Consider the following 13,459-nt stretch of genomic DNA (forward strand, 5'->3'; position numbering starts at 1 on the left):
GCCGCGCGGGGAATCGGCCGGGGGCCGGTTGCCAACGAAGAAGAAGGCTCTTTCCGGTGGTAATCCACCAAGATCTCAGCCGAGCGGGTCGCCGCATGAGGGATTGACCGTGAGTGATCAGGCCGCTGAGAACAAGACTCTTTCCGGTGGGTGGAAAACCGACCAAGATCTGCCGCGGGAGGCGGATCGGGTGGCGGTGGGGCGGTGGGGAATCCGCCGAGATCTGCTTGAGGGGTCTGGCCTGGGCCACCGGATTCGGCCCGGCGGTCGCCGGGCGGTCCGGTGTGTCGGACGCCTTGCGCGGACCAGACAGAACGGTCCGTCTTGCTTGGAGCCGATTGGCGTACCTCTCAAGGGTTTGAATGTGGTATTTGATCTTGGCCCTGGTGGCGCGGCGCGGTGGCCTGGGGCGGGGGCGTGGACACCGGCTTGCCGTCCGGGGAGAGGTTGGGCGCTGACGGCCGGGAGGCGGTGGGCACCTCCCGGCCCCGGGTCTCAGCCCAGGCGCCACAACTGGGCGGCCAGGCCGTTGCAGGCGTAGAGGGACAGGCGGGCGCCGTTGGCGGCGTTCCACTCGAAGTTGTCCAGGCACATGTTGCCGGCGACGTTGCGCAGCGAGAACCAGCCGTTGTTCCGGTCCTGCACGATCCACTGCTGGGCGGTGGAGCCGTTGCAGGCGGACAGGCCGACGTCGGCGTTCGACGCGGTGCCGGCGTTGATGTTGGACAGGCAGGTGCCGGTGTTGCGGTTACGGATCTCGTAGTACGTGCCGGCCCGGTAGTTCAGCTCGAACTGCTGGGCGGTGCCGCCGTTGCAGTCGTAGAGCCGGACCAGCGCGCCGGGTGTGGTGTCCCGGTTCCAGTTGTCCACGCACCGGTTGCTGTGCTGGCCGCGGATGCCCGGGTTGACCACGGTGCTGGGGATCGGCTGGCCGAAGAACGGGTCGCCGTTCTCCCGCCACAGCAGCTGCTGCATCCGGGTGTGCCGGTTCGGGTCGGTGAGCGCGTCCGGGGTCGGGGTGGCGTAGTCGCGGGCGTGGTAGACCAGCATGTCGGTGACGCCGTCCTCGGCCACCGTGAAGCTGCCGTGGCCGGGGCCGTAGACGCCGTTGGCGGTCTGGAACACCGGGTTCGGGTGCTTGTACCAGGACGCCGGGTTGAGCAGATCGACGTTGTCCCAGGACGACAGCAGCCCGAGTTTGTAGCGGGAGTCGGTGGCCGAGGCGGAGTACGCGATGTACACCCGCCCGTTCTTGACCAGCGGCGACGGGCCCTCCACCACGCCGGCCACGCCCTCCTTCTCCCAGGCGACGGTGGGCCGGGCGATCTCCACGGCGGCGCCGGTGATCGCGGTCGGGCCGTTCATCCGGGCGATGTACATGTGGCTGTTGAAGTTGGTGGACGGGCTGTCCTGCGCCCAGGTGAAGTAGCGGACACCCCGGTTCACGAACGAGGCCGCGTCCAGCTGGAACGACTCCCAGCCGGTGTTGAATCGCTGGGGCGCGCTCCAGGTGCCGGTCATCGGGTTGGCGCTGGTGTTGCGGACCCAGTAGAGCCGCTGGTCGAAGACGGCGCTGCTCGGGGAGGCGGAGAAGTACATGTACCAGGCGCCGTCCACGTACTGGATGTCGGGCGCCCAGATCCAGCCGCTGAGCGCTCCGCTGGCCGGGGCGACGAACGCGTTGCTGGTGGCGGCGCTGCCCAGGCCTTGCAGGGTGGTGGCCCGGCGCAGTTCGAGACGTTTGTAGTCGGGGACCGAGGCGGTCATGTAGTAGTAGCCGTCGGTGTGCTTGTAGACGGCGGTGTCGGCGCGCTGTTTGATGACCGGGTTGTTCACGGTGATGAACTGGGCGTGCGCCGGGGCGCTGAACCCGGCCAGCAGCATCACCGCGACGGCCAGCACGGCCGAGACGACTCTTCGCATGGGGGTTTCCTTCGGGGGCGGGGACGTGTGATCGCTAACATGCCCGTCGATGAGATGTCACGTCAAGAAACATCGGCGAAATCGTTTCGTTGCGCGCGCATATCGACGCTTGTAATATTCCGGCCATCCATGTGAGCGCTAACGTGCCCCCGAACGGAGCCGCATGCGTGCCATCGCCGCCGTCCTCATGATGATCGCCCTCGTCGTGGCCGCCCCCGCCACACCGGCGAGCGCCGCCCCCGGAGCGAACTTCCAGAACCCCATCGTCGGTACGCCCAACAGCGCCGACCCCTGGCTCGGCTACCACAACGGCAGCTACTACTACACCGCCACCACCTGGACCGGCCGGATCTACATCCGTAAGTCGGCCACCCTCGCCGGGCTGCGCACCGCCCCGGAGACCACCGTGTTCACCATGTCCCAGCCGAACGCGGTGTCGAACATGTGGGCGCCCAGCATGCACCTGCTCAACGGCAGGTGGTACCTCTACTACTCGGCCGGGCCCAGCGCCTGCTGCGGCGGCCAGCGACAGCACGTGCTGGAGAGTGCCGGCAGCGACCCGATGGGGCCGTACACCTACAAGGGCGCCCTGGTCCTGATGCCGAACAACGGATGGTCGATCGACGGCAGCGTGCTGACCGTCAACGGGATCAACTACTTCGTCTACTCGGCGTTCAACAACAACAGCGGGTTCGAGAACGGCGGGTTGCAGAGCCTCTACATCACCCGGCTGACCAACCCGTGGACCCCGGCGGGCATCGGCACGCTGATCTCCGAACCGACGTACGCCTGGGAACGTGTCGGCAACCCGGTCAACGAGGGCCCGTACCCGCTCCAGCGCAACGGCCGCACCTTCCTGACCTACTCGGCCAGCTACTGCGGCACCCCCGACTACAAGATCGGGTCGCTCGAACTGACCGGCTCCAACCCCCTGGCACGAAGCTCCTGGACCAAGATGGCCAGCCCGCTGTTCCAGCGCAACGACACCAACGGGGTGTACGGGCCGGCCCACCACAGTTTCTTCAAGTCACCCGACGGCACCGAGGACTGGATCGTCTACCACGCCAACGACGCCGCCTCCCAGGGCTGCGGCACCACCCGTACCAGCCGGGCCCAGCGGATCGCCTGGAACCCGGACGGCACCCCCAGCCTCGGCGTGCCGGTCTCGAACGCCACGGTCCAGGCCGGCCCCTCCGGTGAGCTGGGCAACCCGGGCGCGGTCACCGTGCAGCGGCTGCAGAGCTACAACCTCCCCGACCGGTACGTACGGCACAGCAACTACGCCGTCCGCGTCGACCCGGCCGTCACGCCCGCCCTGGACGCCCAGTTCCGGATCGTGCCCGGCCTCGCCGACAGCGGTGCCGTCTCCTTCGAATCGGTCAACTTCCCCGGCCACTACCTGCGGCACAACAACTACGTGCTCCGCCTGGAACCCAACACCGGCACCACCACGTACCGCCAGGACGCCACGTTCCGGCAGGTCGCCGGGCTGGCCGACAGCTCGTGGCAGTCGTTCCAGTCGTACAACTTCCCGGACCGGTACATCCGGCACAGCAACTATGTCCTCCGCATCGACCCGGTCAGCACCACCACCGAACGGGCCGACGCCACCTTCCGCCGGGTCTCCTGAGAGAGTTCCCAGCCGGGTCGGTCATGATGGAACGCATGCGTCCCGTGCTGTTCCTCGCCACCGCCCGGCTGGGCCTCTTCCTCGCGGTCTTCCTGGTGCTGACCCTGCTCCCGCTGGAGATGGACATCTTCCTGCGGGCGATCATCGCGATGGCGGCCAGCCTGGTGCTCTCGGTCTTCCTGCTCCGCAAGGCCCGCCGGGAGGTCAGCGAGAAACTCGTCGACACGATCGACCGCCGCCGCGAGGCCAAGGCCGCCGGGAAACAGGACTCATAACGGCTCCAGGTAAGGGTCACGGCCCGGCCCGCGCACGGCGGCGACCGCGGCCTCCGAGATCTCGTCGGCCACCCCGGCCAGGCGGTAGACCCGGCCGGTCGCGTGGCCGTGCGGGGTGAGCAGCCCGGCGCGGGTGAGCGTCTGGATGTCACGGATCGCCTGGTCCCGGCTCAGCCCCTCGTCCTGCTGATAGGTGGTGCGCCGCAGCTCACCGGCCGCCGCGGCGTAGAGGGCGGCCACCGTCCGCTCGGCCAGCCCCCGCTCACCGGCCAGAACGGCGAGATCGGCCCACAATCGCACGGTCCACTCGAAGCGGCGGCGGACCCGCTGCGCCTGCCGGTGGTGCGCGGTGAAGACGAACTTGATCCACGGGCCGGTGTCCCGGCCCGGCTGGAAGCCTCCGCCCTGGGTGAGACGGAGCGCCTGGTAGTACCGCACCGTGTTGATCTGCTCGCCCAGCCACTCCTCGATCGACGAGAACTCCGGGACCGGCTCCCCGCTGTGCGCGAGCACCAGGGTGTGCAGCGCCCGCGCCGTCCGCCCGTTGCCGTCCCGCCACGGGTGGATCGCCACCAGGTTCAGATGGGCCATCGCGGCCCGGGCATACGCCGGCGCGTCCGGGTCCCCGGCGCGCAGCCAGTCGATCAGCTCCCGCATGAGGCCGGGGACGAGGTCCGGGTCCGGTCCGGTGTACATCGGCTCGAACCGGTCCGGGCCCGGCACGAAGATCCCGCCGGCCCGATAGCGGCCGGGCCACTTCTGCGGCTGATACTTCGTGATCATGAAGTGCAGGGCCGACAGCGCGGTCTCCGAGTAGTCGAAGAACCCCATCAACGGCGTCTGCTGGACGTACGTCATCGCGTCCCGGTAACCGATGACCGCCTGCTGGGTCTCGTCGTCGGCCGCCGCTGACATCGGAGCGTGCTCCACCAGGGCCCGGGCGTCCGAATCCCCGATCGAGATGTTCTCGATCGAGTTGGATCCCTGGATGGCGGCGGCGAACAGGCTTCGGCGCAGCTGCCCCTCCCAGCGAGGCTTGGCGCGTAGATGCACGTCGATTTCGGAGCGCATGGCACCCACCTCCGCCAGCACTCGGAGGTCTGCGGCGTCCAGCGTCGGCATCGCATAGAGCATGCTTCCATGCTACCGCGCTGATAGCATGATGGCGTGTTACGGGAACTGCATACGAACCATCTGTCCTTCTGGCTTCACCTGGCCCGGTGTGCCGGCGGCACCTACTGGAAGCTGCCCCGCGGGGTGATGGTCGACACCGGGATCGCGAGTGCCGCCTTCAACCAGGTGCACTGTGCGGCCGACGACGACGAGTCGATCGCCGAGGCGGCCGGGTATTTCGGGAAGCGGGAACTGCCCTGGCGGGTGGTCAGCTCCGGGCCGGCCGGAGTCACCAGCGTGCGCGGGACCGGGCGGGAGCCGCTCTACCCGATTCTGAGCCGGGACGCGGTGGCCGCCCAGGACGCGGCGGCGCCGGTCGACGGGCTGACCGTCACGGTCGCGACGACGGTGGACGACGTGCGGGAGTTCGTGGAGTGCGCCACCGGCGCCTTCGGGTACACGCCTGAGCTGCTCGACCCGATCGCCGGGCCGGAGACGATCGCCGACGACCGGTTCCGGCTCTACCTGGGACGGGACGCGACCGGGAGGTGCGTGGCGGTGGGCGTGGGGGTGGCCGTACCGAAGGATCGTACGATAGGCGTCTATTTTGTCGGTGTTCGCGAGGAATTCCGCAACCGGGGCTTCGGGCGTGCGGTGACCGCGCGGGTGATCGGTGACGGCGCCGCCGGGGGAGCGGCCACCGCGGTCCTTCAAGCCACCCCGGACGGGCTTCCGCTCTACACCGGGATGGGCTTCACCCAGGTCGGCGCCTATCTGCTGTGGGACTTCCCGCGGGACTGATCGTTCTCGATGTCTCCCGGATTCGTGCCAACGGCCATCTATTTCACAGGATGTTCACAGGTGTCCCTTTTGGATGGTCCGGCAGCGGCCGGGCCACCACCGGCCGCCCGACCGGAGGGACAGCATGACCGAACCGAGGAAGCGCCGATCACGCCTGCTCACGCTGGGCGCCGTCACCGGCACGCTGGCACTCACCGCGGCCGGGGTCGGGGTGGCCCAGGCCGCCGCCACCCCGCCGCCGCTCGCCTTCGTCGCCGCCACCAGCGCGGTCACCGCCGAACGCTACGACTACGACGGTGAGGTCTGGCTCGGGCTCGACCTGGGCCTGCACGTGATCGCCGGCAAGGACCCGTTCGAGATCTGGGCCAAGCGCACCGGCTACGACAAGCCGATCACCGCCGAGCAGGTGGTGGTCAAGAACGGCAGGAAGACCCGGGTCGCGCTGCCGGCCGGGATCGTCGCCGACTTCCACGGCCTCAAGGACTTCACGAAGATCAGCATCGTGGACGAGGCCGGGCAGCCGGTCACCGAGTACTCCACCCCGTTCTGCGGCAACACGTGGGGCTCGGCGCGGACCCGGCCGGACGCGCCGGCCACCAACCCGTACCCCAGCGGCTGCAACGGCTGGAACCCGTTCACCCTCGGCGGGGTGTGGGGTGTGCAGGCCGGCTGGAACGCGCAGATCGTGGACCAGCCCGGGTACGACGGGCGCGGCCCGTCGTCGCTCGACCTGGCGCCCGGCAAGTACACCGCCACGGCGACCGTGAACCCGGCGTACCAGAAACTGTTCGGCATTCCGGCGTCCTCGTCGTCGGCCACCGTGGCCGTCACCGTCGTCGACGCCACCCAGGACGACAAGGCCGGACTGGCGCGGGCGAAGAAGGCCGCGGCCGCCGACGAGCCGGTCCCCGCGGCCGCGAGCGAGCACGGCCTGCACGGCGGGGAGGGCGACGCCACCCGCCAGGTGTCGTCGTACCTGCCCGAGTTCCGGGCCCCGGCGAAACGCCCCACCAGCCTGCTCAAGGCGGCCCCGAAGAACGGCCCGAAGCCGGACCTGCGGTCGCTGCCGGCCTGGGGCATCTCGCTCTCCGAGGAGGAGGACGGCAAGACGTACGTCAACTTCGGCGCCACCGTCTGGAACGCCGGAACCTCCCCGCTGCTGGTCGACGGCTTCCGCCGGTCCGGCACCGAACTGATGGACGCCTACCAGTACTTCTTCGACGCCAAGGGCAACCAGGTCGGCTCCAAGGAGGCCGGCACCATGGAGTGGGACCCGCGGGAGGGCCACAAGCACTGGCACTTCACCGACTTCGCCCAGTACAACCTGCTCACCGCCGACAAGAAGCTGGCCGTGCGCAGCGGCAAGGAGGCGTTCTGCCTGGCCAACACCGACGCCGTCGACTACACCATCGCCGGCGCCAAGTGGAAGCCGGAGAACACCTCGCTGGAGACCTCGTGCGGCGCGGACACCGTGGTCGCGGTGCGTGAGGTGCTCGACATCGGCAACGGTGACACGTACAGCCAGGATCGTCCCGGCCAGTCGTTCGAGATCACCGATCTGCCCAACGGCAGCTACTTCATCGAGGTGCTGGCCAACCCGGACAACAAGCTGGCCGAGCTGGACATCACCAACAACACCGCGTTCCGCGAGATCATCCTCGGCGGTACGCCGGAGCAGCGCACCCTGACCGTCCCGCCGGTCCACGGCATCGACGGCTGACAAGCCGGGCCCGCGGGGGTGCCCCACCCCCGCGGGTCCGGTCGGCGCGGTGGCCGGCAGACCCTAGGCGCGGGCCTCTCGGGCCAGGTCCCGGAGGGCCAGCAGGACGTCCCGCAGCGCCGGGGCCAGGAACATCGAGTCGAGGTTCCACATCACCGAACCCCGCGACGACGTCACCGTCAGGCCCCGGTCGTGGGTGTCCACCTCGGTGATGTTCCGGATCCGGGCCACCGGCCGGCCGCCCCACGGCCGCACCTCCTCGGCGGTGAACACGATCCGCTCCCGCACCGGGGCGATCGCCCACTGCCACACCAGCAGACCGGTCTCACCCATCGCCAGCTGGCCGGTGCCGGCCAGTTCCCGGCGGATCGCCGGATCGACCGGGAAACGCCACGTCTGGCCCCGGAGGTCCACCCGGTGCAGGTAGTCCGCCACCGCCACGGCCACCGTGTCGACGGCCTGGCTGGGCGGCAGCCAGAGCCGGCCCTCCAGGAACCGCTGGACGACACCCTCGGCGCCGGCGTGCCGCAGGAGTGAACCGACCCGGGCGGCGTCGCCCTTCGAGGCGATCGCCCGGTACCGTTCGGCCAACTGGTTGCCGAGCCGGCCGCGGCCGGTGCGCTGGAGGCCGCTGAGCACCTCCGCGACCAGGTTCACCTCGCTGCCGGCGAGCCGGCTCAGCATCCGGGCCGGGTTCGGCAGGGTGTCCAGGACGACCGCGCACTCGTCCCCGGAGCGGTGGCTGAGGTACCGCCAGAGCGCCTCCTCGTTCACCGCGCCGGCCACCGCCTCGATCACCTCGGGTGGCATGGCGGCCAGTGACCAGTCGGCCGGGCCGTCGGTCCGCAACTGTTCCACGGCCAGGCTGATCTGAAGGTCCCGCGTGCCCGGGGCCGGGGCGAGGGCGGTGAGCAGGTGGGCGCGGTCGGCTCCGGTGAGCGCGCCGGGGTCGGCGTGCTCGTTCAGCAGCCCGGCGGCCAGGCCGATCTCGTTCCGGGCGGCCAGTTCAGCGGCCAGGCCGAGACGTTCGGCGGGCGGCCGGGTGCCCATCTCGCGCAGTGCCGCGGCGGCCAGGTCCTCGTCCCGTTCGCGGGCCCGCTCGTGGAAGGCGGCCAGTTCGGCCCCGGGGATCCCGGCCAGCAGCCGCCGTAGCAGTCCGGCACGGTACGGCTCGGTGAAACCCTCGCTCAGCCGGATCAGGTCGTCGGCGGGCCGATGGGTGGCGGCCCACTCCACCAGCCGGGCGGCGTCGCGGGGCCGGTCCTGGTCGAGGATGTTCCCGAGGCCGCCCAGAATCACCTCGACCGGCCCGGAGGCCGCCGCCGCGAGGTAGATGTCGAGCGGGTCGCCGCCACTCGCGCTCAGCTCGTCGGCCAGTGCATGCCGCTCCGTCGCGCCGAGACTGGCGCCGAGCGTCGCCATCAGGCCGGATCGCAGGCCGGCGAGCGCCGGATCGGCGGCCAGCGCGTTCAGCATCCGCACACGGCGGCTGCGCCCGGCGGCTCGGGTCACCAACTCCTCGGCGTCGCCGGTGAGCCCTTGCCGGAGCAGTTCGGCACTGACGGCGGCGACCTGTTCCGGGGTGCGCTGGGCGATCTCCGCGAGCGCGGACACGTACAACCGGACCGCGTCGGCGTCTCGTCCGACCTCCCGCAGCGCGTCGGCGACCTCGACCGCCGCCGGGCCGCTCAGCCGGGTGACCGCCCCGGCGACCACGGCGTCGGCGGCGTCCTTCATCCCGCGCCGGGACAGGCCCGCCACCAGGTCGATCACCGCGTGCGGCCGGTCGGCCGCCGCCGCGACCGCGTGGTCGAGCAGCGTCGTGCCCAGTCCGGCATCGGTCCGGGCGAGCGCCGCCACGAGTTCGACGGTGCGCTGCGGCGACCCGGCCGCCACCCGCGTCAGGAGGAGGCGCACGCGCTCCGCCGCTCCGAAACTCTTGAGCAGATCGAGGATCGCCTCGATGTCCGGCAGCGGCCGGGTGGCGACGCCGTCCAGCACCCGGGTGGCGTCCCGGTCGTCGAGTCGCAGCACCAGGCCGGCCACCTGTTGATCCGGCTTGACCGCACCGGCGGTGTGGAGGAGCTGATCCGCGTCGGCGCCGGGCCGCGCGGCCGCGGCGATCACGGCGGCGATGGTGGCGGGCAGTTCGACTCGCGGGGCCACCACCGGCGGGGGCGGGGCCGCGGCCGGTCCGGGGTGGCGGGCGGCCCGGTTGCGGCTCAGCACGATCGCCGCGCCCGCGTTGCGGGTGCCCTGTTCCGGCCGGGGCCGCCCCTTGGCCTCCAGCTCGCCACGGACCTGCCAGAAGATCTGATCCACGGTGATCAGCTCGGGGGACCCGTCGATACCCTCCTCCAGCACTTTGATCAGCTCGCCGGTGAACGCGGTGTAGGTCTCCCCGGGCGGTGCCACCGCGATCTTGGTCTCGGCGGCGGCCGCCATCAGATAGGTGCCGTCCACCGCCGCGTGCCGTTTCAGGTCGTCGGCGGCGGTGCCGTCCGGCCCCATCCCGCCGGCGATGGCCCGCGCGCTGTAGCAGCAGTCCAGGATGACGACCCGGGCCGACCCCCGGCTGGCGGCACGCACCTGGGCCCGCAGGTCGTCGAAGCGGATCGCGGTGTACGGCCGCCGCACATCGGTCCCCGGCAGGGCGAGCAGCAGGTTGTCGTCGTCGTCCAGCAGACCGTGCCCGGCGTAGTAGACGAGCAGGGTGTCCCCGGCCGCCGTGGCCGCCCGCCGCACCTGGTCGAGGGCCTGACCGGGGGATTCCGGTTCGGGCACCACCGTCACGTGCTCCGGTGACAGGCCCCAGACCCGGGGATCGCTCAGCAGGTCGGCGAGCCGGGTGAGGTTGGCCGCGACCGCGGGCAGGTCGGCCATGCTCCGGTACCGGGCGGCTCCGATCAGGACGGCCCGGGAGCGGGCCGGATCGGGCAGTCTCACGGCTCCTCGTCGGAGAGGGCCTCGACCGCCCGCTTGATCTCCTCGTCGGTCGGGTTCTCAAGGCTGATCTCGACGTCGCCGCGCCGGAAGGTGAAGCGTGGGTTCTCCGGGTGGGGTTTGGCGGCCCGCCAGGTCGCGTAGGACACCAGCAGTGAGCCCAGCGCCATCGTGTTGCTGACCACCACGTCGATCAGGTCCAGGGGGCTCTGCGCGCCGGGCCGGGACCCGGACGACCGGGCGGAGACGTGATGGCCGTCCTCTTCGAGCCAGCGTGCCAGCCGGAACAGGCTCGGGTCGTCCGGCGAAGTGATGGTGATCAACATGCGGCTGCCCTCCCGAGCCCAAGATAGCCGCCCCGGTCACGGAACCGATCGGTCGTTCGGCCGAGCCGCGGTTCGCGGCGGGCCGTCACATTTCGGTGGCCTGTGTCGTCCCTGTTCCGGAACACTTCGCTGAGGGATGGGGACGACCATGAGGATTGCAGTTGCCGGGGGCACGGGACTGACCGGGCGGCTGGTGGTGGCGGTGCTGGAGGCCGGCGGGCACGCGGCGGTCCCGCTGTCCCGCGCCGGGGGAGTCGACCTGGTCACCGGGGCCGGGCTGGACGCCGCGCTGGCCGGGGCGGACGCGATCGTCGACGTCAGCAACGTGACCACGATGAGCCGGGCGGTCGCGGTGGACTTCTTCGACCGGGCTGGCCGTCATCTGGCCGGCGCCGCGGCGAGGGCCGGCGTCCGGCACCTGGTGACGTTGTCGATCGTCGGCGTGGACCGGGTGAAGAACCCCTACTACGCCGGCAAGCTGCGGCAGGAGGCGATCGTCCGGGAGGGCGCGGTGCCCTGGACGATCCTGCGGGCCACCCAGTTCCACGAGTTCGCCGGGCAGCTTCTGGCCGGCGTTCCCGGTCCGGTCGCGCTGGTCCCGTCCGGAGGAGTCCAGCCGGTTGCGGTACGCGAGGTGGCCGCCGGGCTGGCCGGGCTGGTGTCCTCCACGCCCCGTGGGATGGCCCCGGAGCTGGCCGGGCCGCGCCGGGAGACCCTGCCGGACATGGCCCGGCGCCTGATGGCCGCGGGCGGCGCCCGCAAGCGCCCGGTCCTGCCGGTGTACTTCCCCGGCGGGATGAGCGGCGGGGGCCTGCTCCCCACGGCGGACGGGCCGCGCGGAACGCAGACCTTCGGCGACTGGCTCGCCGGGCAGAGATTCGCCCGGCGAGCCTGACCGGGTTCAGTGCTGGATGTGATCGACCCGGACCGGTCGCAGTCACTCGCCGTCTGCACCGCCATCCCCGGCGGTGAGAGCCACGCCCGCCTCGTACGCCTGAAGGAGCAGCCCGTGGAAGTGGTGCACCCCGTGTTCACCGAGCCCTGAACCGGCCGGGCCGGCGACGATCCGCCCCTGGTCGTACGCCGGGGTGGCCATGCCGCGCTGCACACTCTCCACGATGGTGATGTCCTGCCGCTGCAGCACCTCGTCGATGTAGCGCACCGCCTCCACCTCGGCCTGCTCCAGCTCGGCCGTCTCGAACCAGAAGTCCCAGGTCTCCACGGTGCGATCGGGGCCGTCCGGGACGATCTGCAGGACCATGAAGTTGCCCCGGCCCGGATAGCGCAGCAGGCAGGTGTTCGGCCACAGCCACCACACGGCGTGCTGGGTGACCGAGGCGCCCCGGATGTCGTACGCCGGATTGTCGCTCCTGCCCGCCTCGGCGAAATGGCTGGACCAGATCCCGTGTGTGCGCACCCGGTAGGTGTCCATGTCGACGAGCGCCACGAACTCCCGGTGCGCGATGTGGCAGTGGTAGCACTCCAGGAAGTTGTCGACCACGTTCTTCCAGTTCGACCGGATGTCGTAGGTGAGCCTTCTGGCGTGCACCAGATCCTCGACGTCCGGCGCCCAGCGGGCGATCTCGGCGGCCAGATCCGGCGCCTGTACGCCCAGGGGAGCGGCGGCCGGGTCCAGGTTGACGTAGACGAACCCGCCGAACTCCTCCACCCCGATCCGGTCCAGGCGGATGCCGGACGTGTCGAAACCGGTCAGCCGGGCGTTGCGCAGCTTGCCGTCGAGGTCGTAGACCCAGGCGTGGTAGGGGCACACGATGGTGCGGGTGACACCCTCGCCGCTGAGCAGCTCGTGGGCGCGGTGCTTGCACACGTTCCAGAAGGCGCGCAGCTCACCGGCCCGGTCCCGGACCACGGCGATCGGCATCCCGGCCACCGTCGCCGCCACGTAGGCGCCCGGCTCGCGCAGTCTCCCGGCGTGGCAGACCCACTGCCAGGTGCGGGCGAAGACGGCCCGCCGTTCCAGATCCACCCACTTCGGATCGACATACGCCCCGGAGCGCAGTGACATCGACCGGGCCGGGTCGCTGTCATACCCCAGTCCGATGTCCTCGATGTCCCGCCTGCTCACGCTCGACATATTCAAGAAGGTATATGGATTTGTACGATCGTTCAAACCCGTTATGATCCGGTACGTGGAAGAAGCGCGCGGCAGCCGGATCCTCGACGCGGTGCTCGCCCTGCTCGCCGAGCACGGCATCTCCGGGGTCAGCATCCGCGCCGTGGCCGGCCGCGCCGAGGTGGCGCAGGGCCTGGTCAACTACTACTACGGCGACAAGACCGGCCTGATCCGGGCCGCCCTGGAGCGGATCGAGGCACAGGACCTCGCCCTGCTGGCCGTCGACCCGGCCCAGCCGCCCGGGCAACGGCTGCGGACGGCGCTCCGGCGGGTCGCCGACCCGGAGTTCCTGACCCCGGCGTACCTCTCGCTCCGTCTGCAGTTGTGGGCCCTGGCCTCCGCACACCCCGACTATGCCGAGATCAACACCCGGGCGCAGGCCGCCTACCGCGCCGAGCTGGCCGCCCTGATCCGGGCCGCCCGCCCCGCACTGCCGATCGCCGAGGCCAACCGGCGGGCCGCCGACGTCGACGTGATCCAGAACGGCATCTGGCTGACCGCCCTGCTCGGCCTGGACGCCGACTCGATCAGCCGCAACCTGGCCCGCTGCGAGGAGATCGCCCTGGCCCCCTGACCGGTCCGTCAGTGTCAGTC

Annotated in this window: 11 protein-coding genes; 6 read left to right on the forward strand and 5 right to left on the reverse strand. The window is 70.9% G+C overall.

Features of this window, described 5'->3' with window-relative positions:
• Nucleotides 1-495: 495 nt before the first annotated feature.
• Entirely contained in the window at nt 496-1,923 is a 1,428-nt protein-coding gene (locus ACQ0O7_RS35010; RefSeq protein WP_430788772.1) for a family 43 glycosylhydrolase, read from the reverse strand.
• A 163-nt stretch (nt 1,924-2,086) separates the two neighbouring features.
• Between ACQ0O7_RS35010 and ACQ0O7_RS35015 the strand changes: the two genes are divergently transcribed.
• Entirely contained in the window at nt 2,087-3,553 is a 1,467-nt protein-coding gene (locus ACQ0O7_RS35015) for a family 43 glycosylhydrolase (RefSeq protein WP_430788774.1), read from the forward strand.
• A 35-nt stretch (nt 3,554-3,588) separates the two neighbouring features.
• Nucleotides 3,589-3,828 carry a DUF4229 domain-containing protein gene (locus ACQ0O7_RS35020; protein WP_430788776.1) on the forward strand — a complete coding sequence of 80 codons (240 nt, stop codon included), beginning with the start codon at nt 3,589-3,591 and terminating at the stop codon, nt 3,826-3,828.
• Here ACQ0O7_RS35020 and ACQ0O7_RS35025 read toward each other — a convergent pair.
• Entirely contained in the window at nt 3,823-4,962 is a 1,140-nt protein-coding gene (locus ACQ0O7_RS35025) for a Fic family protein (RefSeq protein WP_430788778.1), read from the reverse strand. The genes ACQ0O7_RS35020 and ACQ0O7_RS35025 overlap by 6 nt on opposite strands.
• Nucleotides 4,963-4,995: 33 nt before the next feature.
• Between ACQ0O7_RS35025 and ACQ0O7_RS35030 the strand changes: the two genes are divergently transcribed.
• A complete protein-coding gene (locus ACQ0O7_RS35030) occupies nt 4,996-5,742 on the forward strand; it encodes a GNAT family N-acetyltransferase (RefSeq protein ID WP_430788780.1) in 747 nt (248 codons plus the stop codon).
• Nucleotides 5,743-5,866: 124 nt separating this feature from the next.
• Nucleotides 5,867-7,462 carry a lysyl oxidase family protein gene (locus ACQ0O7_RS35035; RefSeq protein WP_430788782.1) on the forward strand — a complete coding sequence of 532 codons (1,596 nt, stop codon included), beginning with the start codon at nt 5,867-5,869 and terminating at the stop codon, nt 7,460-7,462.
• Between the two features lie 63 nt (nt 7,463-7,525).
• Here the strand turns inward: ACQ0O7_RS35035 and ACQ0O7_RS35040 are convergent, their stop codons facing one another.
• A complete protein-coding gene (locus ACQ0O7_RS35040; RefSeq protein ID WP_430788784.1) occupies nt 7,526-10,408 on the reverse strand; it encodes a caspase, EACC1-associated type in 2,883 nt (960 codons plus the stop codon).
• The gene (locus tag ACQ0O7_RS35045; RefSeq protein WP_430788786.1) at nt 10,405-10,731 is read right to left on the reverse strand and encodes an effector-associated constant component EACC1; all 327 of its coding nucleotides are present in this window, start codon (nt 10,729-10,731) and stop codon (nt 10,405-10,407) included. The genes ACQ0O7_RS35040 and ACQ0O7_RS35045 overlap by 4 nt, the downstream gene beginning before the upstream one ends.
• A 148-nt stretch (nt 10,732-10,879) precedes the next feature.
• Between ACQ0O7_RS35045 and ACQ0O7_RS35050 the strand changes: the two genes are divergently transcribed.
• Nucleotides 10,880-11,626 (forward strand): SDR family oxidoreductase, encoded by a 747-nt coding sequence (locus tag ACQ0O7_RS35050; protein WP_430788788.1) that lies wholly within the window; start codon nt 10,880-10,882, stop codon nt 11,624-11,626.
• A gap of 42 nt (nt 11,627-11,668) precedes the next feature.
• On the opposite strand, the gene ACQ0O7_RS35055 is transcribed toward ACQ0O7_RS35050, so the two are convergent.
• A complete protein-coding gene (locus ACQ0O7_RS35055) occupies nt 11,669-12,817 on the reverse strand; it encodes an aromatic ring-hydroxylating oxygenase subunit alpha (protein WP_430788791.1) in 1,149 nt (382 codons plus the stop codon).
• Between the two features lie 64 nt (nt 12,818-12,881).
• Between ACQ0O7_RS35055 and ACQ0O7_RS35060 the strand changes: the two genes are divergently transcribed.
• A complete protein-coding gene (locus ACQ0O7_RS35060; RefSeq protein ID WP_430788793.1) occupies nt 12,882-13,439 on the forward strand; it encodes a TetR/AcrR family transcriptional regulator in 558 nt (185 codons plus the stop codon).
• Nucleotides 13,440-13,459: the final 20 nt, after the last annotated feature.

Origin of the sequence: Actinoplanes sp. G11-F43, assembly GCF_050589265.1 — a bacterium.
Lineage (GTDB): Bacteria > Actinomycetota > Actinomycetes > Mycobacteriales > Micromonosporaceae > Actinoplanes.

What these genes read in the sequence shown, in the direction of transcription:
- ACQ0O7_RS35010 (WP_430788772.1), bottom strand. Translation starts at nt 1,923, where the DNA reads ATGCGAAGAGTCGTCTCGGCCGTGCTGGCCGTCGCGGTGATGCTGCTG.
- ACQ0O7_RS35015 (WP_430788774.1), top strand. Translation starts at nt 2,087, where the DNA reads ATGCGTGCCATCGCCGCCGTCCTCATGATGATCGCCCTCGTCGTGGCC.
- ACQ0O7_RS35020 (WP_430788776.1), top strand. Translation starts at nt 3,589, where the DNA reads ATGCGTCCCGTGCTGTTCCTCGCCACCGCCCGGCTGGGCCTCTTCCTC.
- ACQ0O7_RS35025 (WP_430788778.1), bottom strand. Translation starts at nt 4,962, where the DNA reads ATGCTCTATGCGATGCCGACGCTGGACGCCGCAGACCTCCGAGTGCTG.
- ACQ0O7_RS35035 (WP_430788782.1), top strand. Translation starts at nt 5,867, where the DNA reads ATGACCGAACCGAGGAAGCGCCGATCACGCCTGCTCACGCTGGGCGCC.
- ACQ0O7_RS35045 (WP_430788786.1), bottom strand. Translation starts at nt 10,731, where the DNA reads ATGTTGATCACCATCACTTCGCCGGACGACCCGAGCCTGTTCCGGCTG.
- ACQ0O7_RS35050 (WP_430788788.1), top strand. Translation starts at nt 10,880, where the DNA reads ATGAGGATTGCAGTTGCCGGGGGCACGGGACTGACCGGGCGGCTGGTG.